This window comes from Paenibacillus aceris, assembly GCF_017874035.1.
GTDB classification, from domain to species: Bacteria; Bacillota; Bacilli; order Paenibacillales; family NBRC-103111; genus Paenibacillus_E; species Paenibacillus_E aceris.
Map to the genome: position 1 here is coordinate 1 of NZ_JAGGKV010000010.1, position 23,399 is coordinate 23,399.

The window sequence follows — 23,399 nt, forward strand, 5'->3', positions numbered from 1 at the left end:
AAGCGACCTGATCAATATACCACATCAGCCTATTCGATTGCAAGAACTTTTTTTCAATTTCTTTTGTTCTTTCGTTCGACCGCCGAAGCGACAAGAATTAATATAACAAATACGCAAAGGCATTGCAAGCTTTTTATCAATTGAAAAATATGGAAAGAAAAAAGCTCCGGCGCATCATGCACCAGAGCTTAAAGCTTTTTAACCTTGACTTCCTATAAAGATGTAACGTGCTAGAACAAGAATCGCTAGGACCCACATGAGCCAGTGAATGGAATAACGTTTCTCGCTCTTGCCCCCGAGGTTCGCTGCTGCAGCCAACACGACATACGTAACAACACCAAAGGAGATACCGTTCGCAATATTGTAAGTGAAAGGCATCAATACAATAGTAAGGAACGCTGGAATCGCGATAACGAAGTCTTGGAAATCAATTTCACGAATCGATTGCACCATCAGAACACCAACAACGATCAACGCAGCCGCAGTAGCGGAACCAGGAATCAACATCGCAATTGGAGCCAAGAACAGAGCAAGCAAGAAACACACGCCTGTAGTCACAGCCGTCAAACCAGTGCGTCCACCCTCCGCTACGCCTGCTGCGCTTTCTACGAAAGCAGTAACGGTACTTGTTCCAACTAATGCACCACCGCTAACCCCGATTGCGTCAACGAACATTGCTTTACCCACACGCTTATTGCCCTCTTCTTTATTCTTCATAATACCAGCGCGACTAGCTGTTCCAACCATCGTGCCGAAAGTATCAAACAACTCAACGAATGTAAATGTAGCAATAACGGAAACAATCCCCGTTGTCATAATCCCTGCAAAATCAAAATCAGCGAAACGAAGTTTACTTAAATCCGGAACCCAAGTCGTCTCAGCACTTGTCAAAGACCCCAGATTAACCATACCCATGAAGTATCCGATAACTGTAGTAGCCAGGATACCGAACAGAATTGCGCCACGAATACGAAGCACCATAAAGATGGAAATCAACAAGATACCGACAATCGTTAGAATAACGCTTTTATCTTCTAATGAACCCATATGAAACACAGTTTCAAATGACAGAACATCTGTAAATTGATGTGCTTTAATATCTTTGCCGCTTTCTACAGCAACAGTTAGAATACCGCTGTTTTTGAAACCGATCATTGCGATAAACAATCCGATCCCTACTGTAATTGCATGCTTCAAGCTATCTGGAACAGCGACAAGGAGCATCTGACGGATTCGGGTCACGGTTAAAATGATAAAGATGATCCCCGAAATAAACACAGCGGTTAGAGCCATTGAAAATGTAAATTTACCCTGTGAGGTCAAAATAATCGTTGCAAAATAAGCATTCAAGCCCATCCCCGGCGCAAGCGCAACAGGAAAGTTAACGAATAACCCCATAGCAATCGTCATGACACCCGCAGCAATCGCTGTAGCCAAGAAGATCGACGTCCAGTCACCGCCGGTAGCCCCCGATTTAAAAGCACTCAGCACATCTGGATTTACCGCAAGGATGTAAGCCATTGTCATGAACGTTGTAATCCCCGCCATGATTTCTGTTCTTACTGTCGTGCCGTTTTGTTTCAATTTAAAAAAGCGATCCATTTTTCCTACTCCTCCTAAACGAATGGTGGGGAACAGCAAAAAACCCGGAATCATGTTGCCTGATTCCGGGTACGAAAAAGGAGCTTCCATATGAGAGCTGCCCCTTCTAAGCATACGCAAAGAGTCGTAGTAACTCACACAGATTCCGTTCCTTTTTTTCGTAGCCAGATCATTTGCGGTGATCTCGTAGAAACTCTCGGGCCAATCCCCAAGATTATACGAAAAACTGTTATCCATCTCACATTTTATTGCGGAACTAACCCTTTGTCAATAAAAAAGACGAACATTAAAGGGCTAATTTTTCCCATAATGTTCGTCTTTTCCAATTTATCTATTCCCACTCAATCGTAGCAGGCGGTTTGGACGTAATGTCGTACACAATACGGTTTACATTCTCAACTTCGTTGACGATACGAACCGAGATTTTCTCAAGCACATCCCAAGGAATACGCGCCCAGTCGGCTGTCATGCCGTCGATGGAAGTAACTGCACGGATACCTACGGTATAGGAGTATGTTCTCGCATCTCCCATAACCCCAACGCTTTTCATGCCCGGAAGAGCCGTGAAGTACTGCCAGATCTCGCGATCTAGGCCCGCTTTAGCAATTTCATCGCGCAGGATGGCATCGGATTCACGAACAATTTTCAGCTTGTCCTCCGTTACCTCGCCGAGAACACGAATAGCCAGACCAGGACCTGGGAATGGTTGTCTCCAAACAATCGCTGCAGGAAGACCGCACTCTTCGCCTACTTTACGCACTTCGTCTTTGAATAGTGTTTTGAGCGGCTCGATCAGTTTGAACTTCATATCTTTCGGCAATCCGCCTACGTTATGATGCGATTTAATCGTTTGTGCCGTCGCCGTGCCGCTTTCTACGATATCCGTGTAGAGCGTACCTTGTGCCAAGAATGTAAAGTCATCGAACTTGCCGGACTCCTCTTCGAACACGCGGATAAATTCGGTACCGATAATTTTACGTTTTTGCTCCGGATCGTCTACGCCGGCCAATTTGCCGAGGAAACGCTCGCGCGCATCGATTTTGACCACATGCATATCGAATTTGCCAACAAACGTATCCATAACGCTTTCTGCCTCGCCTTGACGCAGCAAGCCATGATCAATGAACATACAAGTCAATTGCGGGCCAATCGCTTTATGCAACAGGATCGCAACGACAGATGAATCCACGCCGCCGCTAAGCGCGCAAAGGACTTTCTTGTCGCCAACTTCTTGGCGTAGTTCTTTTACCATATCTTCAACAAAGGAAGACATGGTCCAATCGCCTTCACAGCCGCAAACGTTGTAAATAAAGTTGTGAATCATTTCGTTCCCTTGAAGCGAGTGGCGAACTTCCGGGTGGAACTGCACGGCATGAATATTACGCTCACGGTTACTCATCGCGGCAATCTCCAGGGAATCCGTGCTCGCTTCGATCACAAAGCCTTCAGGAAGAACGGAAACGTGGTCGCCATGGCTCATCCATACAGTTTGTTTTGCGTCCAAGCCTTTCACAAGCGGGCTTTCATTCGTAAACGAAAGATCTGCCTTACCATACTCACGCGTATGCGCGCGTTCAACTTTACCGTTCAATTGGTGGGCAATCAGCTGCATGCCGTAGCAAATCCCCAAAATTGGAATCCCCAGATCAAAAATTTTCGGATCAACAGCTGGAGCTCCCTCACCGTACACGCTTGACGGACCGCCTGAGAACACAATACCCTTCGGCTGAAGCTCACGAATTTTTTCGACCGTTGTATTGAACGGCAGCAATTCGCTGTACACGCCCAAATCACGAATTCGTCTAGCAATCAGTTGGTTGTACTGGCCTCCAAAATCTAAAACGACGATCATTTCACTCGGTTTACTCATTATCCGACCTCCTAATTTCATAGCGATTTAGGTTTTTGAGGGCTCCCCGCAAAGTAATTGAAATAAACAACAAAGTATCTCTTCACTTTTCAGGGTCACCCTGTCCGCTTACCGCTATTTATAGGTACTAATTTTAAACATTAGGTACCTAGGATGTAAAGGGGTTTAATGTGTCTTTTGAATGGCTTTCCAAATTGCCATGATTTCCCGCTTCGTGTAGGGAGCTGAATTAGCGGAATCATAACGGATGCTTTCATAGATTAAGGCGAAGCTAAGCATCGCTTGTTTTTGTCCGTGATGCTCGAAGTTCAGTGCTGAAACATAATCCCGCACGGTCTGATCCTTAGGTTTGGCACCGTATTTGCGAAATAACTGTATCCACAAACGATCCATATAGGGAATCATGGGATGCGGTTGGTTTAGATCGTTTTTGTAAAAGGGTACAAGCGCCGCGCTAACCAAGAAACCTTTTCGCTTAAGTAACAGGACAATCCCCGCCATAATGAGGGCGCTTCCGATCAACACGATTAGGAGGTTACGGTTGGTTGTAGCATAATCAATCACGGAATTTTTCGCTGCTTGCAGCCACTCGCTCGGATTCGCTGTAAATTTCCCCGGCATTGGAATGTTCATGAGAGAGGCTGTCATCGCAGATTGCGCCATGGCGGCTGTCGTCAGGGTCTCTCTTGGATGATCGGAAGAAATACCCGAGAATCCCGGCGTAGGCTCAAACGGCACCCAACCCATAGAAGGGAAATACACTTCCACCCATGAGTGCGCATCCTGATTGCGTACAAGCACCTCTTGAAGGGAATCCGCCCCATCCTCAGTAGAGGAAGATTGCAGCGTTCCTGGAGCAAAGCCTTTTACCCACCGAGCGGGCACACCGACCGAACGCAGCATGACAACCATCGCCGTTGAAAAGTGATCACAATAACCTGTCTTATCCACGAATAAAAAGTGGCTGACAAAATCCTCGCTCCGGCTTGGAGCGGTCGGCTTTTCAAGGCTGTACGTATAGGTATGGCTCAAATATTGTTCGATCGCAACCGCTTTGGCATAAGGCGTGGACCGGTTCGCGGTCACTTGCTCAGCAATGCTGCGGACCGAACGCGGGAAAGCCTCCGGAAGCTGCAAATAATCGCCTGTAATCTCGGCAGGGTAGCTGCTCGTATCCGCGTTAAGCAAGGAAGAATCTTCCTTGACTGGCTGCACGGTTATTTTGTAATACGAGAGCGGATCAGAAATATCAGGCAAAGTGACTTTGCCGCTGAACGGAGAAGCAAGCAGGAGATTTGACGCCAACGGCTTCCCCTTCTCTGTCAAAAGCGAGTCTACCCCTACTAGATTGCCTCCCAGGAACAATTGCTTATTCAGCGACTTGTCGCTCCATAGAACTTCCTGCTGAACAAGTCGGCCTGCGCCGGTTTGAACAGGTTCAGCATAAGACTCAAGCCCTTGATTCGTTTGGGTCCAGCCTTTGCCGTCGTAGAAGTTTTTGGATTCCCCGCGCCAATAAGTAAGCTCGGAGGTTTTGGCTGTGAACACCGGAGTAGTGTCCACTTGGAGCGGACCGCCTAAGGAGGTGTCATTTTGACCGTAGCCCGATTTCGCCACTGCTCCCCCGGGATGTGTCTCCTCATTGTAAAGGTCAAACAGGCGATCTGAAACATACGCCCAGCTTACCGGCTTCATCAGTGGTTCCGTTTCAGCCTGCCTTGCCGCATACCACGCTGCGCCAGCTAGCGCCCCCACCACGACTAAACTAACAGCCATCCATTTAAAAGCACTGCCAGATCGCGTCGAAGCCAAGCCATAGGTTTGTTCAATTCTTGAAAGATTGAGCAGCGACAGCAGCAGCAGCCCATATCCTATTGTGCGCATGATGCCTTGAACGGTATCCGCCCCATACACCAATTGCAAAATAACCAGATAAATCAGTGTGGCAGCGACGAACCACAGGCTGTGCTGTCTTTGCAGCATGAGGGCTTGAATTACGGAAATAAGAAGCGACCAGCCCAATAGAAATAGCAAAGTCCTGAGTTCACCGCTGATAAGGTCGAAATGGGCCTGCATCAAATGTACAGCATCCTGAGCGATGATCCTCAGTAAATCAATTCCCCATGCTCCGGTTACAAAGGTATCCCGGTTAAACATAAAACCAACGAAAAGCAGAATCAATACGCCTTTGGCGGTCCAGCCCCATGCGTAGGGAACCTTGAAACAATCAATTGCAATACAGAGTGCAAAAACGACAAGAATCGGTCCTGTTTCAATCGATGTATCTGCCATCCATGCCAATGGGTGAAGCCATTCTGAGATCAGTAAGAAAAGCAAGAGCGAGATCAGAATGTCTCGAAAAATGGATTGGTGGACCGGCGGTGAAACCGGCGCGCCGGTGACCGCGCTGGCACGGAAAATGGGACTCGATGGGATAGCCCCCGAAGAACGTACAGCCTCAGCTGCGTTACGGGACGCTTTCGAAGATTGAAAGAGCATGCGCGATTCGCGCCGTGGTTCAAGCGGTTGCATCCGCGACACCTCCTTGCTTTGGCCACTGGCTCCGCGGGTGCGGCACTTCCGTGAAGCTGCAGCCTGCGGCCTGCAGCTGCGAAGCCCCCTCTCGCTCGGCGACCGAGAGAGAAGGCTTGGCGTGCACGTAGACCACGTGCACCGACCGGCGCCTGGAGCGCGCATCGAATATCGCGCGCACCAGCGCCACATCCAGCGTCGATGTGATGCACAGCATCGACGCACCCGGCGGCAGGGCTGCCGCCTCTTTCCTGACGAGGTCAGGAAAGGACAAGGCGGGCTTGCCGCCAACGCTCGCGAGTACCTCGTACGCGAGCGTCAGATCCGGGCGAATCGCCGGCGCGATTCGCTTTCCGTTTGAGCTGCTGGCAAAGCCGCAGCTCTCGCGCCCGCCAGCGGCGGCTTCGAAGAAGCCGGCCGCGAGGGCGACGCCCTTTTCCAGCAGCGGCTGAGCCGCTTCTGCTGGCCCCGCCGCAGGCGCCGCGTCGAGCAGCAGCATCCGCTTCGCGGAGGCGGCCTGCTCGGGGTCTTTGGTCATCAGCCGGTTCAGCCGGGCTGTGGATTTCCAATGGATGCGGTGATACGGATCACCGCTGGCATAGTCACGGACACCGCTGATGAGCGGTGTCTCGGCTTTGGGACCGCGGACGGTGGGCACCTCGCCATCGTCCGCATGAAAGGTCATGCCGGAGCGATCCAAGGTATCCGGTTTTGGGTAAACGACGCACCGGTGAAGATCGTCACGGCGAGATCGCCGGACGGCAAAACCGAATAAGTCCCCGGTGACCGCTTCACACCCCGCGAATCGATAGACGCCGCGCATAAGACCCGTTATTTTATAGTGAAAAAGCAGCGTGGACTGAAACCATGGAAAGAGCAGTTTGCTGTAGCTGATTTGCGCACCGCTTCCTTCATGCACCCAGGTTTCTTTAATGACCATCCAAGGCAGCGGCATCCGCGCACGATGCTCGATTCCCAGTGTAATTCTCACATCCTCGCCTGCTACAAATACCTCTCCGGACAACTGCCGGTTGATCGACAGTCCTTGGAAGGCAAAAACATAAAAGAGGCCGGCCTGAATCCAGATCAAGGTCAAGCAAATGCCTAAATACCAGGCGGCGAACCCGCCTTGCCAGTAGGCCAGCAGAACCGAAAGGACACACCCCGCAAAGAGCAGCGACGTTTTACCCCAGCTTTTCATGCGTATGCCTCCTACTTCGACGAAACATAACGAAGCACCGGCGTTTGCAGAGAGGTTAAGATCTCTGCCAAAATCAGTTCCGCCGACTTGCCGGTCATCCGTGCTTCGGAAGTCAGAATAAGCCGATGCGTCCACAGCGGAAGCACCAGATCCTTAATATCGTCAGGCACAACGAAGGTTCTGCCCTTCATGTAAGCAGACGTTTGCGCAGCACGCATCAACGCGTGGGATGCTCTCGGACTTGCGCCGAGGTACAAATCAGAATGTTCCCTTGTTGCTAACGCAAGGCGAACAATGAAATCTTTTAACGTATTATCAACATGAATCATTGCGGCTTCTCTCTGTAACTGCACAAACTCATCCTGCACAATAACGGGCTTCACCTGATCGATCGGATGCCGATCCTGGAGTCGGTCCAGCATCAGAATCTCTTGATCCGGTGTCGGATAACCAAGTGATAGTTTCATCATGAATCGATCCATTTGCGCTTCAGGCAGCGCATAAGTACCCTCGTAATCTACCGGATTCTGAGTTGCCAGTAAGACAAAAGGCTTGGGCAGCTCATATCCTACTCCGTCCACCGTGACCCGCTTCTCCTCCATAGCCTCCAGGAAAGCAGACTGCGTTTTCGGGGAGGTGCGGTTGCATTCATCCGCCAATACGACCGGAGTCATTAATGGTCCGGGGCGAAATTCAAAATCACCGGTTTTCGCATTAAACACCGATACCCCCGTCACATCCGACGGCAGCAAATCCGGCGTACACTGAATTCTCTTAAACTCGCAACCAATGGTTTTTGCCAAAGCGCGCACAAGCATCGTTTTACCCACACCCGGCACATCTTCCAATAAGACATGACCGCCGCTTAACATCGCAACAAACGCCTGCTCGATCGTCTCTCTTTTACCAACAATGACTTTCTCCACGTTCAGGATCATCCGTTCCACGAGAGGCTGCGGCTGATCGAATATTCGTGTCTTCGACTGCATAGTCAAGAAGCCTCCTTATATAAGGGTATGCTTCTAGTTTTTCCAGTCTTCTACTATTTTAGACATTAGCCCGCCATAGCAAATAGAGAGTTTTTCAGATTACTATTATTCTCTTTCAGCATGTAGAAGTGCCGGAATGCCATGGACACCTCTCGCCTGCCGGGTTCCATAACCGTATCCGTAATTCGCCCACCTAGCGAATCTACTGTTTTGCGCAGAGGAACGATCATCGATCCCCCCTGTATTTCCATATCTGCTAGGGAGTAAGTTGCGACACGACTACCCAAAGCATAGGCTCGGATCGTTCTCGCAGGTAAGTCATATTCAACATCATATATGCCATAATGGGCATTAGCCGTCTTCGTTTTCTCCTGCCAATGTACATTTCCACCTATTTTCTCAATCAGAAAACGCAGCGGAAGCTCAAGGCGATTAGCTCGCAACTGATATTCCGTAGGCTCGAGCGTAACACTGCTCCACTGAGAAAAACGAACCTGCAGCGGCACCGCCGGCTGCGCAGCCAATAATTTCGCCTCTTCCTCCGCAGCTGCCACCTTCATCTTGGCAATCTGCTCGTCTGTATTCTTCGGCTCTTCCTTTGTCTGCTGCCCCGGATGCGGGTGCGCAGAAGCATATTGCTGCGTTTCCTTCCATAACTGTTGAAAATGAGCCGCACTCATGCTTCTCGACCATTTGGATTTACCTACCCGAAACTGTTCGGGTTTCACTTCTGTTGTCAGAGGGGCGAAGGCGTAACCCAGGTTTTTGTAATAGTCGATGACTTTAGGCAATACTTCCACCGTCGACTCATGTCCCGTTCCGTCATGGAACAGCACGGTCAATTCATGTTCAAGCGGAGATCCCTTCACGGTTTGCCAAATCTCACTCGACGGCACATGAAGGCGCTTCGAATCCCCGCTGTCTACATTCCAATCCACTACGGTATAGCCCGCCTGATCCATTAAATAGTAGTAATAGGCGTCAAAATTTGTAAAGGTTCCTCCAGGAGCTCGGACCAATTGCGGGCGGATGTCGGCGATGTCGGCGAACACATCCTCGCTGCTCTGAATTTGATCCCAAAACGTTTGAAAATCGCTATACAGCTCGTTATATACATGATTATAGGAATGATTGCCTAAGGTATGTCCTTCGTTCACAATTCGTTTTACCATATCCGGGTATTCTTTAGCCTGCTCGCCCAGTGCGAAAAACGTTGCTTTCACACCCTCTTCTTTTAAAATATCTAAAACCTTGCCAGTCAGCTTGCTAGGACCGTCATCAAAGGTTAAATAAACAGTAGGCTGTTCCGGTGTTACATAACTCTTCTCTTCCTGGATGCGTTTTCCGTTTTTGAGCTTTTGATAGATGTCCTGCCCCTCTTTCGCGGAGTTTCCATCCTCTTCCGCAGCCCTTACGGGAACCGCAGATAGGAACAGTGAAACTAGTAATAGGAAGACCATGGTGAGTTGAATTCTTTTTCGATTGCTGGCTGCATGGTGAACTAGAAAGCGCATGCGATGATCCCTCCGCTTGTTCTATCATTTTGCTAACTGATAGAGTATATGGGAGAAATGCCGGGAGTATGTCTCTTGCCTAGCACCAAAATGAGAGAAGTTCCAAAGTAACACGTAGAACCTCAATCTAAAAGCAGGCTTTCGAATCGATCACAGATTCCGTTACGATGCTTAAGGTGCTTTCTACCAGCTACAGCGAGCTCATGGATCGTATCACTCATTCCTCAGCAACGATTAGCGACTCTACGAACAATTTAGCAGCCATCTCCGAAGAAGCTTCCGCGACACTTGAGAAGTTGTCAGCCACTTTGCAATCCGTGCTCATCAGCAATCGCAGGAACTTAGAGCGCATTAAGGAGGCTGAGCAAGGTTTGCTGGTCGTTACGAAGTAATGCCGGGGTGTTGGGTGTTGGGTGTTGGGTGTCGGGTGTCGGGTCTCGGGTCTCGGGTATCGGGTATCGGGTGTCGGGTGTCGGGTCTCGGGTCTCGGGTCTCGGGTGTTCTCGGTATATCGGGGTATCGGGCTCTCGGGCTCTCGGCCTGTTGGACTGTTGGGGCCCTTGGGGAAAGGGAACGTGAGTCCTCTATTCGGATAAAATCAGCCACTTTCCGGAACTTAGCGGAACTACAGGGACTTATTGCCCTGCAATCGTTGCAATTCAGCTAGAAATTGCTAAATAGGGGATCCTCGTTCCCTCTCTACTTCCAAAAGACCTCTTTTTGAGGAAATAGCGGCCCCCTGTTCCTTTACCTCTCAAAAAAAGGTCAGCCAGATGAACGGGTTGACCTTTTTTTGAATATTCAAACTGCAGCATGAGCTTCAGCTGCTAAACAGAGGTAGTAAGCGAGCCCAAGCTGCTGGGACTCCAACATTTGGCGATGAAAATCATCGTTCAGAAAAAACCGCGATTGCGCTGCATAATTCGCAGGACTAATCACATGACCATGAGTGTTCAAGAACGCAAGGTGCTCCTGAATAAGAAGACTTACCGTCTCGTCATCATGCCTTCGCCCTTCTCTGAGACAGGTCACCATGCCATGCATAAACCGGGTGGCCTCCTGAGCCTGTTCATTCAACTCAGCGAAGTTAACCGGGTTGTTTTCAAGCAAATCAAATTGGTACTTTTCTTTAAGATGCTCGTTTTGCTCCGCCAATGCTGAATTCCACTCTTCCTCGCTTTGAAAACCTTTAAACATATCGCTGTGATCCATAGTTCCTCCATTCCGCGTGCACATGATTGATGACTCCAACGTACCGATGAGCTGCGTCAATCTTGACTTCCGGGCAACTAGCTGCTCTTTCTGGTTGGATAAAATCGTTAATCGCGCGGGATTGCTTTCCAGCAACTGCGCTATTTTCTCAAGAGGGAAATCCAACTCCTTATAAAAGAGCACCTCTTGTAAACGTTCGAGCTCCTTCCTCCCATATAACCGATATCCGGCTTCGCTGATTTCACAGGGGACTACCAACCCGATTTTGTGATAGTGGTGCAGTGTCTTGATCGTTACATTCGACAAGTTAGATACTTCTTTGACTGTGTACAGCACTGTGCGCCTCCTTCCTTGATTTGAGTTTAGAGCCTCCCCTAAGGGGAGAGTCAAGAACAAGAAAAAGAATAAAAGCTATCCGCTCCCGATGAGCTGAATAGCTTTCATTCAAAGTTACTTTTATTCCACAACCGCGTCCAAAACCGCCTGCACATGGTTCTTAATCCGCACTTTGCTCCATTCCTTCACAATGTACCCTTCCTCGTCAATGAGGAAAGTCGAACGCACAATGCCCATGTACTCACGGCCATACAGCTTCTTAAGCGCCCATACTCCGTATTTCTCTGCCACCTGGTGGTCAGTGTCAGAAAGCAGCAGGAACGGCAGCTCATACTTCGTGATGAATTTATGATGGGCGTTCAGCTCGTCGGGGCTGATGCCGATTACTTCGACCCCAAGCTCAGCGAACTTGCCGTTATAGTCGCGGAAGTCGCAGGATTGCTGTGTGCAGGTCGGTGTATTATCTTGTGGGTAAAAGTAAATGACGACCTTTTTCCCTTTGTAATCGTGCAGGGATACGCTGCTGCCATTGGATGCAGGCAATGTAAAATCGGGGGCAAGACGCTTGATCGTCTCCGGCTCTTTTTTCTTTGCCATTCTATGAACTCTCCTCTAACATTCCTTCTATACTCCCCCCATTATGCGTTATTTGAAGCAGCACATCAAACCGCTATGCCCAAAACTAGCATGACTCAAGAAAAATATGGTAATTTTAATAGGAAGCTATAAAACTTAAAGGAGTGAAGAACATCATGCTTCCTATCAAACGTATGTCACTACTTTCCATTTTGGGATTAACACTTGCCGTCCCTACTCTATCTGTCTCTGCCGAAACGGCGAATGATAGCGCACTTATTACACGCGGTCAATTCATTAAACAAATTGCCGATGAGCTTAAGCTGACACCTATGAACAAGCAAGCCGCTCTGCCTTCAGACGTCAACGCCGGGTCTCCCTATGCGGATACGGTGCGTGTCATGCGTGAACGCCAAATTCTGCAAGGCTACTCCGACGGTTCATTTCGCTTGGACCAACCCGTTAGCCCATCTGAAGCTGCGCTGATTCTAGGCAGATTTCTCGGAATGGCCGACAGTAAGGCTATCGCCGAATTGCAAAGCAATTTCGGTGTTGAGTTAGGGAAAACTTCCGGCATTTCCCTCGATACTGCAGAAGCCGCCATAAAAAAGGCGCTAGCGAACGACTCCTCGGTATCCTCCTGGCTAGTTGCAGATCCGTCTTCACCGGTAGATCTTCAAACGTTTCGTGCTCACATGGAGATGGACATGCATATTCTTTTCAAATCCAATGCGGCATTTCCGATGGATAACCTTCAAACAACAGCCAAATCTGACATCAGCTATAATAAAGATCAAGGTATTCATCAATCCATTACGACCACGGCACCAGGCTCAGATATGGTAACGAAGACGATCAAAATAGAGCAGTACATGGTCAGCCAAGGCACTTTCATGACCGTTCCTAATGCGGCGAACGATGGCTTTGAATGGTATGATTTTTCTAAACAAATGCCATTTACCTTTGAACAGCTGATGGAGCTTCAGCAGAAAAACATGGACCTCAGTAAAACCTTAGTAACTCCCTATTTCTTCTATAAGGATCTTGGCACGACGGAGAAAGATGGGAAAAAGCAGCGTAAAGTCTCGATTCGCGGCAAATTAACCAATACTGCTGATATCGTCAAAACATTGAGCGGGCTTGGCAGCGGTCAGGATGCTTTCAAAGATGTTCTCAACTCCCCCGCTATCGCAGGGTTGAGCGTTTCCTTATCTGCCGTACTCACGGTAGATGAGCAAACCAAGCTTCCTGTCAGCATGGATGGCGATTATATCATCGTATATGGCGAGGACCCGAATCTTCCGCTTGACCATATGGATATGACCATGTCCATGACTTACCAAGATGTGAATCAGCCGGTAGATATTCAATTGCCGGAGGAAGCCAAGAAAGCAAAGCCCCTCCCTATGCCGGCTCAATAATTTCAAAAAGAGAACCTCGATTTCCACTTACCTGGAAGTTGAGGTTCTTTTGTGTCAGATAGCAGGCGTGGTCAATTCGCACAGGCCGCCTTTTTCCTTTACAATGAATGTTAGAAATTTGTCGTAAGCGGGTGATGCCTTATGTTTAAAATTTTGCTGATCGAAGATGATGCCACGCTCTTCACAGAAGTGAAGGACCGGCTCGCCCAATGGTCCTATGATGTCCATGGCATAACGGATTTTGGCCGGGTGATCGAAACATTCGCCGCCTTAAAACCGGATCTCGTAATTATTGATATCCAACTTCCGAAATTTGACGGCTTTCATTGGTGCCGAATGATCCGAACCCACTCCAATGTGCCCATTGTCTTCTTGTCCTCGCGCGATCATCCGACCGACATGGTGATGTCGATGCAGCTTGGCGCCGATGACTTTATCCAGAAGCCTTTTCATTTCGATGTGCTTATCGCTAAAATTCAGGCTATCCTCCGGCGTGTTTACAACTACAATACGGAGCCGCTTAAGCTCAAAACCTGGTGCGGCGCAACCATTGATTATGAGAAAAACACGGTGGCGAACGAGACGGGAACGATCGAATTAACGAAGAATGAAATTTACATTCTTAAGCTGCTCATCGAACGCAAGAACACGATCGTAAGCCGGGATGTCCTCATTAACAGCTTATGGGACGACCAGCGGTTTGTCAGCGACAACACTTTAACCGTCAATGTCAACCGGCTGCGGAAAAGACTGGATGAGCTTGGATTAGGCAGATTTATCGAAACCAAAGTCGGGCAAGGCTATGTGGCCACGGAAGAGGCACCCTTTCATGATTAGACGCTATCTCGTCGAACGAAGAAGCTGGCTCCTTTTCTTTTTATCCGTGCAGGCGCTTTTGCTGCTAATTGCCTTTTTGGATCACGCCATTCCCTTTGGGCCCATTTTATATATTGTCTTTCTATCCACGACCATATTTCTGATGTTTCTCGTTTTTCGCTACAACAAAGAGACGCGTTTCTATAAGCAACTGGAGGAACGGGACAATAATCTGGACCTTACCAGCATAGAAGGCGCCGATAGTCCCTTCGAGTCTATCGTAGAAACGAGTATGACGAATCTGGCCGAACATCTTCGCCAATCCGCTTCCCGGCATCAAGTCGCGCTGGAGCAAGAAAAGGACGATCTGCTGGCATGGATTCACGAAGTCAAAACACCGCTCACCGCGATGCGGTTAATGATGGATCGCCTGGAGGACGAGACGATGAAAACCGCATTAACCTATGAATGGCTGCGGATTCACCTACTCTTGGATAGGCAGCTTCACCAGAAGCGGCTCCCGTTCATGGAGAACGATCTGTATATCGAACAGGTGAATTTGGAATCATTGACCTATGCGGAAATTAAGACGCTGAAGACATGGTGCATTCAGAAAGGCATTGGCTTCGATGCCGATTTCGAAGTGACGGAAGTGCTGAGCGACGCCAAGTGGCTCTCCTTCATTCTGCGGCAGTTAGTGACGAACGCCGTGAAGTACAGTGACCCTAATGCCGCGGATATTATCGTCCGAAGCCGCTGCTGCAAGGAGCGGACCGTCCTTGAGGTCATCGATCATGGACGCGGGATCGAGCCGAAAGATCTGCCGCGCATTTTTGACAAGGGCTTTACCTCCACAGCCTGGCATCAAGACAGCGCCGCTACAGGGATGGGTCTCTATCTGGCGAAGAGGGCCGCCGAGGCCATGCTCATTCACTTAGCCGTGAAGTCCGAGCCTGGCTCCGGCACAACCTTCACCCTCACCTTCCCCCAGCCAAATGAGGCCGTGCGTATCACGGGCATGTGACAACATTGTCACATGCCTTTCTTCTTTGTTCGCCCGATCGCGGGAAAACCGGGACAGCTCTTTTTATAATAAAGCTAACGAATAAAGGAGTGTGTGAGATGACAATTTTGGAAGCAGCCAAAATCCATAAAAGCTACGGTAACAAATTCAACAAGCAAGAGGTGCTGAGAGGTCTCGATATCCGTATTGAGAAAGGGGAATTCGTCAGCATTATGGGGGCATCCGGCTCGGGGAAGACAACCTTGCTGAATGTGCTTTCCTCTATCGACAAGGTCAGCCAAGGCTCGATCCAGATTGAAGGCAAAGAGATTACAGCCTTGAAGGAGAAACAGTTGGCCGATTTTCGCAAGCGGCATCTGGGGTTTATTTTTCAGGACTACAATCTGCTCGACACCTTAACTGTAAAAGAAAACATTCTCCTTCCGCTTTCCATCACCAAAACTTCAAAACAGGAAGCCGAGCATAAATTCCATACCGTTGCCACCGAACTTGGCATCTATGAAATCAAAGATAAATATCCGAACGAAATCTCAGGTGGGCAAAAACAGCGGACTTCCGCGGCCAGAGCGTTTGTTCATGAGCCGGGCATTATTTTCGCGGACGAACCGACTGGGGCACTCGATTCCAAATCCGCTTCGGATCTGCTGCACAAACTGAGCGATATGAACCAGGGACGGAAAGCGACCATCGTTATGGTCACGCACGATTCCGTTGCTGCCAGCTACGGGAGCCGGGTCATTTTCATCAAAGACGGGCAAATTTACACACAGCTTTATAAAGGGCAGGAAACCAGACAAGCTTTCTTTCAGGACATCATGAAAACACAAGCAGTTCTAGGCGGTGTGCAGAATGAGCATTAACCAGCTGATTGTTCAAAATTTGAAAGCGAACATTAAGCACTACTATTTGTATGTGTTTGCCTTAATGTTCAGCGTCGCGCTTTATTTCGCTTTCGTCACCTTGCAGTACGATCCTGCTTTGGACCAAGCCAAAGGCTCGATTAAAGGGGCCGCCGCCCTCAAAGCCGCCTCTATTCTGCTGATCGCGATTGTCGCCATCTTTAACCTGTATGCCAATAACATTTTTGTAAAAAGGCGCAGCAAGGAAATCGGCCTTTTGCAGTTGATCGGTATGACGAAAACGGCGATTTTCCGTATCCTAAGCACGGAGAACTTCATCCTGTATTTCGGTTCATTGCTTGCGGGAAGCTTTATCGGGTTCTCCGTATCCAAGCTGATTCTGATGATTTTATTCCATATTACCGGTGTCGATGCCATCGCAACGCTGCATTTTTCCACCCAAGCCCTTGTTCAGACCTTTGTAGTGTTCGGAGCAGTCTACTTGTTTATCATGCTGGTCAATTACACATTTATTAAAAGACAAACCATTCTATCGTTGTTCCGCGTCTCCGCTTCAACTGAGATCAAAGTCAAACGGATGTCCCTCGCAGAGGCCGTCCTCGGAATGACTGGAATCTGCCTCGTCTTGCTCGGCTATTATGTCTCGTCAAAGCTATTCAGCGGCGATTTCACAACGATGGTCGAGCTGTTCACAGCCATGATCTTTATTCTTGCTTCGGTTATCATCGGCTCGTATCTGTTCTATAGAGGCTCCGTTCGCTTATTGCTTAACATCATCCGCAAGAAGAAAAACGGTTATTTAAATGTTCGCGAAGTACTCTCGCTCTCTTCTATTATGTTTCGCATGAAATCCAACGCCATGCTGTTGACGGTCATTACAACCGTTTCCGCACTGGCCATCGCACTGCTGTCGCTCAGCTACATCTCTTACTATTCCGCTGAAAAAACAGCAAAAAACGACGTCCCGGCCCATTTCTCTATCACTCAGAAGGAGGATGCCGATAAGTTCAAAGCGGCGCTGGATGCCCGTCACATTCCGTACAAAGAAACGACCATTGAAGTGATACAGGCGAAAGCTAACTTAAAGGGAATCCTTGCGACTAACATGAACGGTCTAATGATTGATCCGGGCAGCATGACGCTTTCTGTGATCAGCGACAAAAATACGCCTTCCTACGATGTGACGCCCGAACAAACACTATTTACCGGTACCAACGATCTGTTGAGTAAATTTATGAATTTTAAAGATTCGGGGCGAATCGAATTAAGCGGACAGGGAGTCATTGTCCCTCTAACCTATTTAGGCTCGAAAAAGCAGTCCGTTGTCTCCTGGTACTTCACGAACGGCGGCCAGCCGACAGCGATCGTTGACGATTCTGTCTTCCAACGGCTGAAGCAGGATCTGATTCCTTCACTTCAGAAGCCATCCTCCACCTATCAAGGAATCGATCTAGTGAATGAAGCTGAGCTGAAAACAGCCAATCAGATTTTTGGAGAGCTGGGCTTTAACCACAATAATCGTTATGACTCCCGGCTGGATAGGACCCTTAGCCAAAAAAATAGCATGGGACTCACTATGTTCATCGTCGGGTTTCTCGGACTTACGTTCCTAATTACATCGGGCTGTATTCTTTATTTCAAACAGATGGATGAGAGCGAGGACGAGAAACCGACCTATACTATTTTGAGAAAGCTCGGCTATTCGCAAGAGGATTTGTTAAAAGGCATCCGCCGCAAGCAGCTCTTTAACTTCGGAATTCCGCTTGTTGTAGGACTTTCTCACAGCTACTTCGCCGTTCAGTCAGGCTGGTTCCTGTTCGGGGCTGAACTGTGGACGCCGATGATGATTGTCATGGCGCTTTATACCGCCTTGTATTCTGTCTTCGGGTTCCTCTCCGTCCAACATTACAAGAAGGTCATCCGCAGAGCGCTTTGATTTTGATAGATTTAAAGTAATTTAAAGCAAAACAGCCAAATCCAAAAATCATACAGGAACTACAGAATTGAGCAAATAAAGCGCCGTTGTTCCCTTTTGATTAGCGATATGGCTGTTTTTGGAATACATAGAGGTCCATAGCTCCCCTTTTACACCTCAATACTCGCTACATGCCTGAGTTTATCGGGATTCACAACCAAATAAACAGCCGCAACCCGATTATCTTCAACATGGAAGGTCATGACATTGTTCGCCTGACCGTCCTGATAAGATACAACACCCAGTTGTCCATTCACTGTCGTTAATGCAAAGCTGAAACCAACCGGAACTTTGGCGAGTATGCCGGATAAGAACAGCGCAATGCGTTCCGCCCCCTCAATAGGTCGAATGGCCGCTCTGACCTTGCCTCCACCGTCTGAGTATAAGACAGCATCCGTTTTGACGATGTTCAGCAATTGAGCCATGTTCCCGGAAACTAGAGCTTGCACGAATTGTTCCACGACAGCGTTTGCCTGCTCCTTAACAGGCTGCTTAGACCGCATGCCTCCTGTATCCGGATCGTCCTGATTGGCAAAGGTGCTGATAGCGTTTTTGGCCCTGCGAAAAATCTGGCGGCAGTTCGTGCTGCTTTTGCAGACAATTTCGGCGATCTCTTCGTAATCGTATTGCAGGACTTCCCTTAATATGAAAACCGCCCGCTCAACCCAGGAAAGCTGCTGCAGCAATAACAAGTAAGCGGTAGACAAGGACTCTTTTTGCGAATAAAATCGTTCTGGCGCATCGTCCAGGCTCTCCGCCGTCGTCGTCATAAGTGGCTCCGGCAACCACGGGCCGACGTAAACTTCGCGCATTTTGCTAGCGGAACGCAGCTTGTCAATGCAGCGATTAGTCACGATTTTGCACAAATAAGCTTTAGGCTTCTGAATGCCTTGAGGATTTTTCTCATTCATATAGAGAAATGCCTCTTGTACGATATCCTCCGCATCCATGACACTCCCCAGCATCCGGTAAGCGAGTGAGAACAATAACGGTTTATACGCGGTATACATCCGCTCGGCATCTCCGTCTATTTCCATAGCTTGCACCTCCCATACATTGCCATTTTACGCCAGACGGCTGCTCTTTAAAATAGCTGCTGCCGCTCGTTTGGCGCTAGCTGCTGAAGCATCGGCCAGCATTTCGCCATGCGTGACCCAATCTCCGGCCACATAGAGGCCGCGAATTCCCTCAACAGCGGGTCCTGTGAAACGAGACGATTTCCCCGTATGCAGGGTGTCGTGGACAACCGTGATATTAGGCAGGAACTGCCGCACCACCACTTCTTCTTCCCAGCCCGGATGAAGGGTATTCATCACGGCAACGAGCATCCTCTCGTCAGCTTTCGGATCACTTTCCCCAGGGCCGTTGTACTTCACCAGATGCATAACTAATGTTCCATTGTCGCTTAATTGAGCATTCACGGTATGGTGAGAGAAAAAAATCGGTTGATCGAGACCCATGGCAACATCCCGGCCTCGTTCAGGCAGCTTTCTTAAACCAAGATCCAGACATGCCGCCATAGAAGGGCGTGCTTGATCCTTCCACTGCTTTAACATAGTGCGATCCGCCGTATCACCTACCAACTTATAAGTTTCAGATGGAGAAGCGGTGCTGATGACATTCGCTACATTGACCTCCGCCCCGTCTGCAAGCTTAACCTTGAGAACCTTGCCATTCTCTTGCACGATTTCCTTCACATCTTTGCTGCTTACGATTTGTACGCCGGCTTGAATAGCTTTGTCTTTGAGCTGATCCACAATCGTCTGCCAACCCCCATGCAGGTAGAGGACGCCCTTTAAGGCACGCTGCAGCTGTGCCAATACGGCTCCTGCGAGCTGATAGTCGGGATCTTGCGCGTAAGTGGCCGTTCTGCATAGCGAATAAAAGATATGACGGACCATCGGGTCCGAGATCTCCGCCTCCGCCCAAGCTCTGAGGCTACTATCAGGAATGCGATTCGTGTCCATTTTGGCAAGCTTCATCACAAGCTGCATGAGCTGCATTTTGCCGGACCATGTCAAAATCTTCGAAGTCAGCATACTCCCTAAATTCGCAGGCATGGGAACGATTTGGTTGTTCCACAAGGCATTTATCTTAGCAGGCGGACTTCCCCCGTATAGTCGAACGCCGAGCTCGGTCAAAATTGCGTACGCCTGCCCTGCGCGGTATAACGCATGCCCGCCTAGATTAAAGAAGGCGCCATTCTTCTTATTCGTCATCGCCCTTCCGCCCACGCGTCCCGACTTCTCAAATAAAATAACGGACTGCCCGCCTTTCGCTAACTCAAGGGCCGCAATTAAACCCGCCAAGCCCCCACCTATGACTGCGGTATCACATTGGTCTAACTCAGATTTATTCAACTCCATCATCGTGAATCACCCTCCGTTTTCACATTTCTATATATAAGGCGAGTGAGGTAATGGTTCTGTGACAAAAGTTAAGCTTGTTTTTCGGCGTTAACGCGGATTTTTTTCGCGAAGTGCGTATGTTAGCGTTGAAAAACATCGTTATGGCGGGGAGTCGAGCCGGGAAGAGACATCTGCAGAAGTTGAGAAGGCCATTTCGGACGTCTCCGTGCTACATTTCTGCACTTCTCTCCCCGAGAGGGCCATTTTGGCTCTCTCAGTCCACAATTTCATCTCTGCACATCCTTCTTCAACTCCCCTTCTCTCCCCCTTCCAGCCAAGCACACAACCCCGCAACAACAAAAAACCTCCGACTCACAGAGTCGAAGGCCCAAACCAAACACGATTACGATCCCGCGCCGCGGTACCGTTTCACGCCAATATTCCAAACCGTAATGCCAATAAAACTGAAAACAACCCCCATGACCGGTGTCAGCAGCGCAAACCACTTCCAATTCTCCGGATCGATGAAATACGCAGCGGGATAAAAGCCGACGAAAGCAAACGGCAAAATCCACGTCAAAATGCTGCGCAGCAGCTTATTGTAAATCGTCGCCGGATAGCGTCCATAGTTCTGGATGTTCCAGATCAGAGGCAGAATACCCGTCGGAGCATCGGAGAAAAAGGCAAGTGACGTCAGCGAGATATACACGCCCGCATAAATCAGAATCGATCCCACAACCATCACGATAAACATCAGCGGATCAGACCAATGGAACGGAAGTTCCAGCTGCACCCAAGAGTAAATCATGATAATCAGCCCCGCCAGCGCGCTGAAGAGAGACGCGGGATCCAGATTTTCAATCATCAGCTGCCATAAGTTATAAGCCGGTCGGGTCAGGATACGGTCCATTTCCCCTTTAACAATATATCGTTCACTGAAGCCCCACAGATTAAAAAAAGTGATGAATATGCCATACGGGATCATAAAATAACCGTAAATGAACAAAATTTGTTCTTGATTCCAGCCGCCCAGCGATTGTGTTTGCATAAAGACGACGAGAATGAAGAATAAGTTAAGCCCATTGAACATCAGATCGGAAAGCACTTCAATCCAGAAGTCGGATCGGTAGGTGAGACGGGTTTTCATGTAGTTTTTTAAATAATCGACAACTAGGGAGACATAGAACATCTTGTGTTAACCCCCCTGTACGAATAAACGCGTTTTGGATTTTATCCAGAGGACGGCAATTGGAATGAGCAGAAGCACAAACCACAACACTTGCACGCCAAGGTTTTGGAAAATCGCCGAACCTGTAATCTTTCCGGTGAACACTGCGCTCGGCAGGTACGTAATGGCTTGAAACGGCAACCATTCCAAAACCGCTTTGGACCACCCCGGGAAAAAGTAGATCGGAATAATCAAGCCGGAAAACAAGTCGACCGCAACGCGCTTCATGCGCATCAGGCCTTCGTTATTTTCCAGGAAGAACGCAAACAACCCGGTAATGATATTAAGCTGCGTATTGATTAAGAAGCTGAAAAACAGCATTACGAAATAGATCAGCCAAAGGCTGGGATCACTTGGGAATTCAATCGGCAGCAGCAGCCAAATGAAAATCATGCCCGGCGTTGTGAAGAGCAGCAAACGGAAGACACCCTCTCCGAGTCCTTGCATCATTTTCACAAACACATAATTATAAGGCCGGATGAATTGGATCGCTACGCTGCCGTCGCGAATTTCATTGGCAATTTCCCGGTCTAAGTTATTGAAATAAAAAGCGCGCCCCATCCAGGAAATCGCCACATAGGTGGTCATTTGCCCGAGTGTCAGGCCGCCGATCATCTCTTGCCCGCCATAAATCGCTTTATACACAAAATAATAGGCCCCAATATTGAGGGCATAAATCAAAATGCCGCTGTAGTAATTCACCCGGTAAGCGAGCATCATGAGAAAACGCATGCGAATAACTTCCAAGTACGCGCTAAGCATGTGTGACGACTCCCTCTGGCTGCTTCGCTTCCTCTGGACGTTTCACATCGGCTGAACCTGCTTTATATATTTCTCGTACGATGTCATCTGTATTGGTTTCATTGATTTTGATATCTTGAATCTGCACAACGCCGACCACGCGGCTCAGCACTTCAGACACGTTCGCGCGCTCGAAAGGGATAAACACCTTGGCGGACAATTCATTCTCAAGCTGCCACGCCACCTCTAGACCCTGTGTGAGCTCTTGCAGGCGCGGCAGTGTGATCGGATGTTCGAACTGGAGCACCACTTCCTTACCTTTGCCCCACTTGACTTTCAGCTCCTCCAGACCGCCGTCATAAATAATACGGCCGTCATCGAGCATAATAACTCGCGAGCAAAGCGCCTCTATATCCTGCAAATCATGCGTAGTCAGCAGGATCGTTGTCTCGTAGCGCTGATTGAGTGATTTTAGAAACTCACGAATTTCTGTTTTCACGACGATATCCAATCCGATCGTTGGCTCGTCTAAGAAAAGAATGGCCGGATTATGAATCAGCGAAGCGGCAAGCTCACAGCGCATCCGCTGCCCCAAACTCAATTTACGGACAGGTCGTGATAATAAATCAGATAATTGTAGGCGATCGACCAGCTCGTCGAGGCGCTTTTTGTAGTCGGCTTCGGAGACGCGATACACTTTTTTCAACAATTGAAATGATTCCACCACACCGATGTCCCACCACAGCTGGCTGCGTTGACCGAACACGACGCCGATTCCAGCGACGAACTTCTCGCGTTCTTTGAACGGAATGAAGCCATTCACCTTGATATGTCCTGAAGTAGGAACAAGAATGCCGGTCAGCATCTTGATGGTGGTCGATTTACCGGCGCCATTTTCACCGATATATCCGCAAATTTCGCCCTTAGGAATTTGAAAGCTAATGTCTTTGACAGCTGTAATGTGTTTGTATTCTCTATGAAATAAATCTTGGAAGGCGCCTTTTAAGCCGCCGCGGCTCTGCTGAACTTGAAATTCTTTGCGAAGCATTTCTACATCTATGGCTAACATGAACTTCCCCCTGTCCCTGTAGACTCGGCTACATATAACGGCAAAATTCGCCGTAACTTGCTATCGAAGTTTCGTAGCATCTATA

19 protein-coding genes and 1 riboswitch are annotated in these 23,399 nt (G+C 48.7%); of the genes, 6 read left to right on the forward strand and 13 right to left on the reverse strand.

Going from position 1 to position 23,399, the window contains the following annotated elements; translation table 11 throughout:
• Positions 1-198: 198 nt before the first annotated feature.
• The 6 genes from J2Z65_RS18580 to J2Z65_RS18605 form a co-directional block, all read right to left on the reverse strand.
• Positions 199-1,602 (reverse strand): NCS2 family permease, encoded by a 1,404-nt coding sequence (locus tag J2Z65_RS18580; protein WP_167052698.1) that lies wholly within the window; start codon positions 1,600-1,602, stop codon positions 199-201.
• 141 nt (positions 1,603-1,743) lie between these two features.
• A riboswitch (purine riboswitch) is annotated at positions 1,744-1,844 on the reverse strand.
• Between the two features lie 89 nt (positions 1,845-1,933).
• Entirely contained in the window at positions 1,934-3,472 is a 1,539-nt protein-coding gene (gene guaA / locus J2Z65_RS18585) for a glutamine-hydrolyzing GMP synthase (RefSeq protein ID WP_167052699.1), read from the reverse strand.
• 165 nt (positions 3,473-3,637) lie between these two features.
• On the reverse strand, positions 3,638-6,004 hold the full coding sequence (locus tag J2Z65_RS18590; RefSeq protein ID WP_167052700.1) for a transglutaminase-like domain-containing protein: 2,367 nt from the start codon (positions 6,002-6,004) through the stop codon (positions 3,638-3,640).
• Positions 5,991-7,205, reverse strand: a complete 1,215-nt coding sequence (locus tag J2Z65_RS18595; RefSeq protein ID WP_167052701.1) for a DUF58 domain-containing protein — start codon at positions 7,203-7,205, stop codon at positions 5,991-5,993. Before J2Z65_RS18595 ends, J2Z65_RS18590 begins: the two co-directional genes overlap by 14 nt.
• Before the next feature lie 11 nt (positions 7,206-7,216).
• The gene (locus tag J2Z65_RS18600; RefSeq protein WP_167052703.1) at positions 7,217-8,194 is read right to left on the reverse strand and encodes an AAA family ATPase; all 978 of its coding nucleotides are present in this window, start codon (positions 8,192-8,194) and stop codon (positions 7,217-7,219) included.
• 65 nt (positions 8,195-8,259) lie between these two features.
• On the reverse strand, positions 8,260-9,708 hold the full coding sequence (locus J2Z65_RS18605; protein WP_167052705.1) for a polysaccharide deacetylase family protein: 1,449 nt from the start codon (positions 9,706-9,708) through the stop codon (positions 8,260-8,262).
• Between the two features lie 167 nt (positions 9,709-9,875).
• On the opposite strand from J2Z65_RS18605, the gene J2Z65_RS18610 reads away from it, so the two are divergent.
• Positions 9,876-10,100 (forward strand): hypothetical protein, encoded by a 225-nt coding sequence (locus J2Z65_RS18610; RefSeq protein WP_167052707.1) that lies wholly within the window; start codon positions 9,876-9,878, stop codon positions 10,098-10,100.
• A gap of 409 nt (positions 10,101-10,509) precedes the next feature.
• Here J2Z65_RS18610 and J2Z65_RS18615 read toward each other — a convergent pair whose 3' ends face one another.
• Both J2Z65_RS18615 and bcp read right to left on the reverse strand, forming a co-directional pair.
• Complete coding sequence (locus J2Z65_RS18615) at positions 10,510-11,256, reverse strand: MerR family transcriptional regulator (RefSeq protein ID WP_167052709.1); 747 nt, start codon at positions 11,254-11,256, stop codon at positions 10,510-10,512.
• A 120-nt stretch (positions 11,257-11,376) separates the two neighbouring features.
• Entirely contained in the window at positions 11,377-11,853 is a 477-nt protein-coding gene (bcp, locus tag J2Z65_RS18620) for a thioredoxin-dependent thiol peroxidase (RefSeq protein ID WP_167052711.1), read from the reverse strand.
• Between the two features lie 155 nt (positions 11,854-12,008).
• On the opposite strand from bcp, the gene J2Z65_RS18625 reads away from it, so the two are divergent.
• The 5 genes from J2Z65_RS18625 (at position 12,009) to J2Z65_RS18645 (ending at position 17,889) form a co-directional block, all read left to right on the forward strand.
• Entirely contained in the window at positions 12,009-13,253 is a 1,245-nt protein-coding gene (locus J2Z65_RS18625) for an S-layer homology domain-containing protein (protein ID WP_167052713.1), read from the forward strand.
• 141 nt (positions 13,254-13,394) lie between these two features.
• Entirely contained in the window at positions 13,395-14,090 is a 696-nt protein-coding gene (locus tag J2Z65_RS18630; protein ID WP_167052715.1) for a response regulator transcription factor, read from the forward strand.
• Complete coding sequence (locus J2Z65_RS18635; RefSeq protein ID WP_167052718.1) at positions 14,083-15,093, forward strand: sensor histidine kinase; 1,011 nt, start codon at positions 14,083-14,085, stop codon at positions 15,091-15,093. The genes J2Z65_RS18630 and J2Z65_RS18635 overlap by 8 nt, the downstream gene beginning before the upstream one ends.
• 98 nt (positions 15,094-15,191) lie before the next feature.
• The gene (locus J2Z65_RS18640) at positions 15,192-15,953 is read left to right on the forward strand and encodes an ABC transporter ATP-binding protein (RefSeq protein ID WP_167052720.1); all 762 of its coding nucleotides are present in this window, start codon (positions 15,192-15,194) and stop codon (positions 15,951-15,953) included.
• On the forward strand, positions 15,943-17,889 hold the full coding sequence (locus J2Z65_RS18645) for an FtsX-like permease family protein (RefSeq protein WP_167052722.1): 1,947 nt from the start codon (positions 15,943-15,945) through the stop codon (positions 17,887-17,889). Before J2Z65_RS18640 ends, J2Z65_RS18645 begins: the two co-directional genes overlap by 11 nt.
• A gap of 149 nt (positions 17,890-18,038) precedes the next feature.
• On the opposite strand, the gene J2Z65_RS18650 is transcribed toward J2Z65_RS18645, so the two are convergent.
• The 5 genes from J2Z65_RS18650 to J2Z65_RS18670 all read right to left on the reverse strand — a co-directional run bounded on the left by J2Z65_RS18650 (position 18,039) and on the right by J2Z65_RS18670 (position 23,314).
• Positions 18,039-18,965, reverse strand: a complete 927-nt coding sequence (locus J2Z65_RS18650; RefSeq protein WP_167052724.1) for an RNA polymerase sigma-70 factor — start codon at positions 18,963-18,965, stop codon at positions 18,039-18,041.
• Positions 18,966-18,992: 27 nt separating this feature from the next.
• On the reverse strand, positions 18,993-20,297 hold the full coding sequence (locus tag J2Z65_RS18655; RefSeq protein WP_240159480.1) for a phytoene desaturase family protein: 1,305 nt from the start codon (positions 20,295-20,297) through the stop codon (positions 18,993-18,995).
• A gap of 382 nt (positions 20,298-20,679) precedes the next feature.
• A complete protein-coding gene (locus tag J2Z65_RS18660) occupies positions 20,680-21,465 on the reverse strand; it encodes an ABC transporter permease (protein WP_167052726.1) in 786 nt (261 codons plus the stop codon).
• Between the two features lie 6 nt (positions 21,466-21,471).
• Positions 21,472-22,266 (reverse strand): ABC transporter permease, encoded by a 795-nt coding sequence (locus J2Z65_RS18665; protein WP_167052728.1) that lies wholly within the window; start codon positions 22,264-22,266, stop codon positions 21,472-21,474.
• Complete coding sequence (locus J2Z65_RS18670) at positions 22,259-23,314, reverse strand: ABC transporter ATP-binding protein (protein ID WP_167052730.1); 1,056 nt, start codon at positions 23,312-23,314, stop codon at positions 22,259-22,261. The genes J2Z65_RS18665 and J2Z65_RS18670 overlap by 8 nt, the downstream gene beginning before the upstream one ends.
• Between the last annotated feature and the right edge of the window lie 85 nt (positions 23,315-23,399).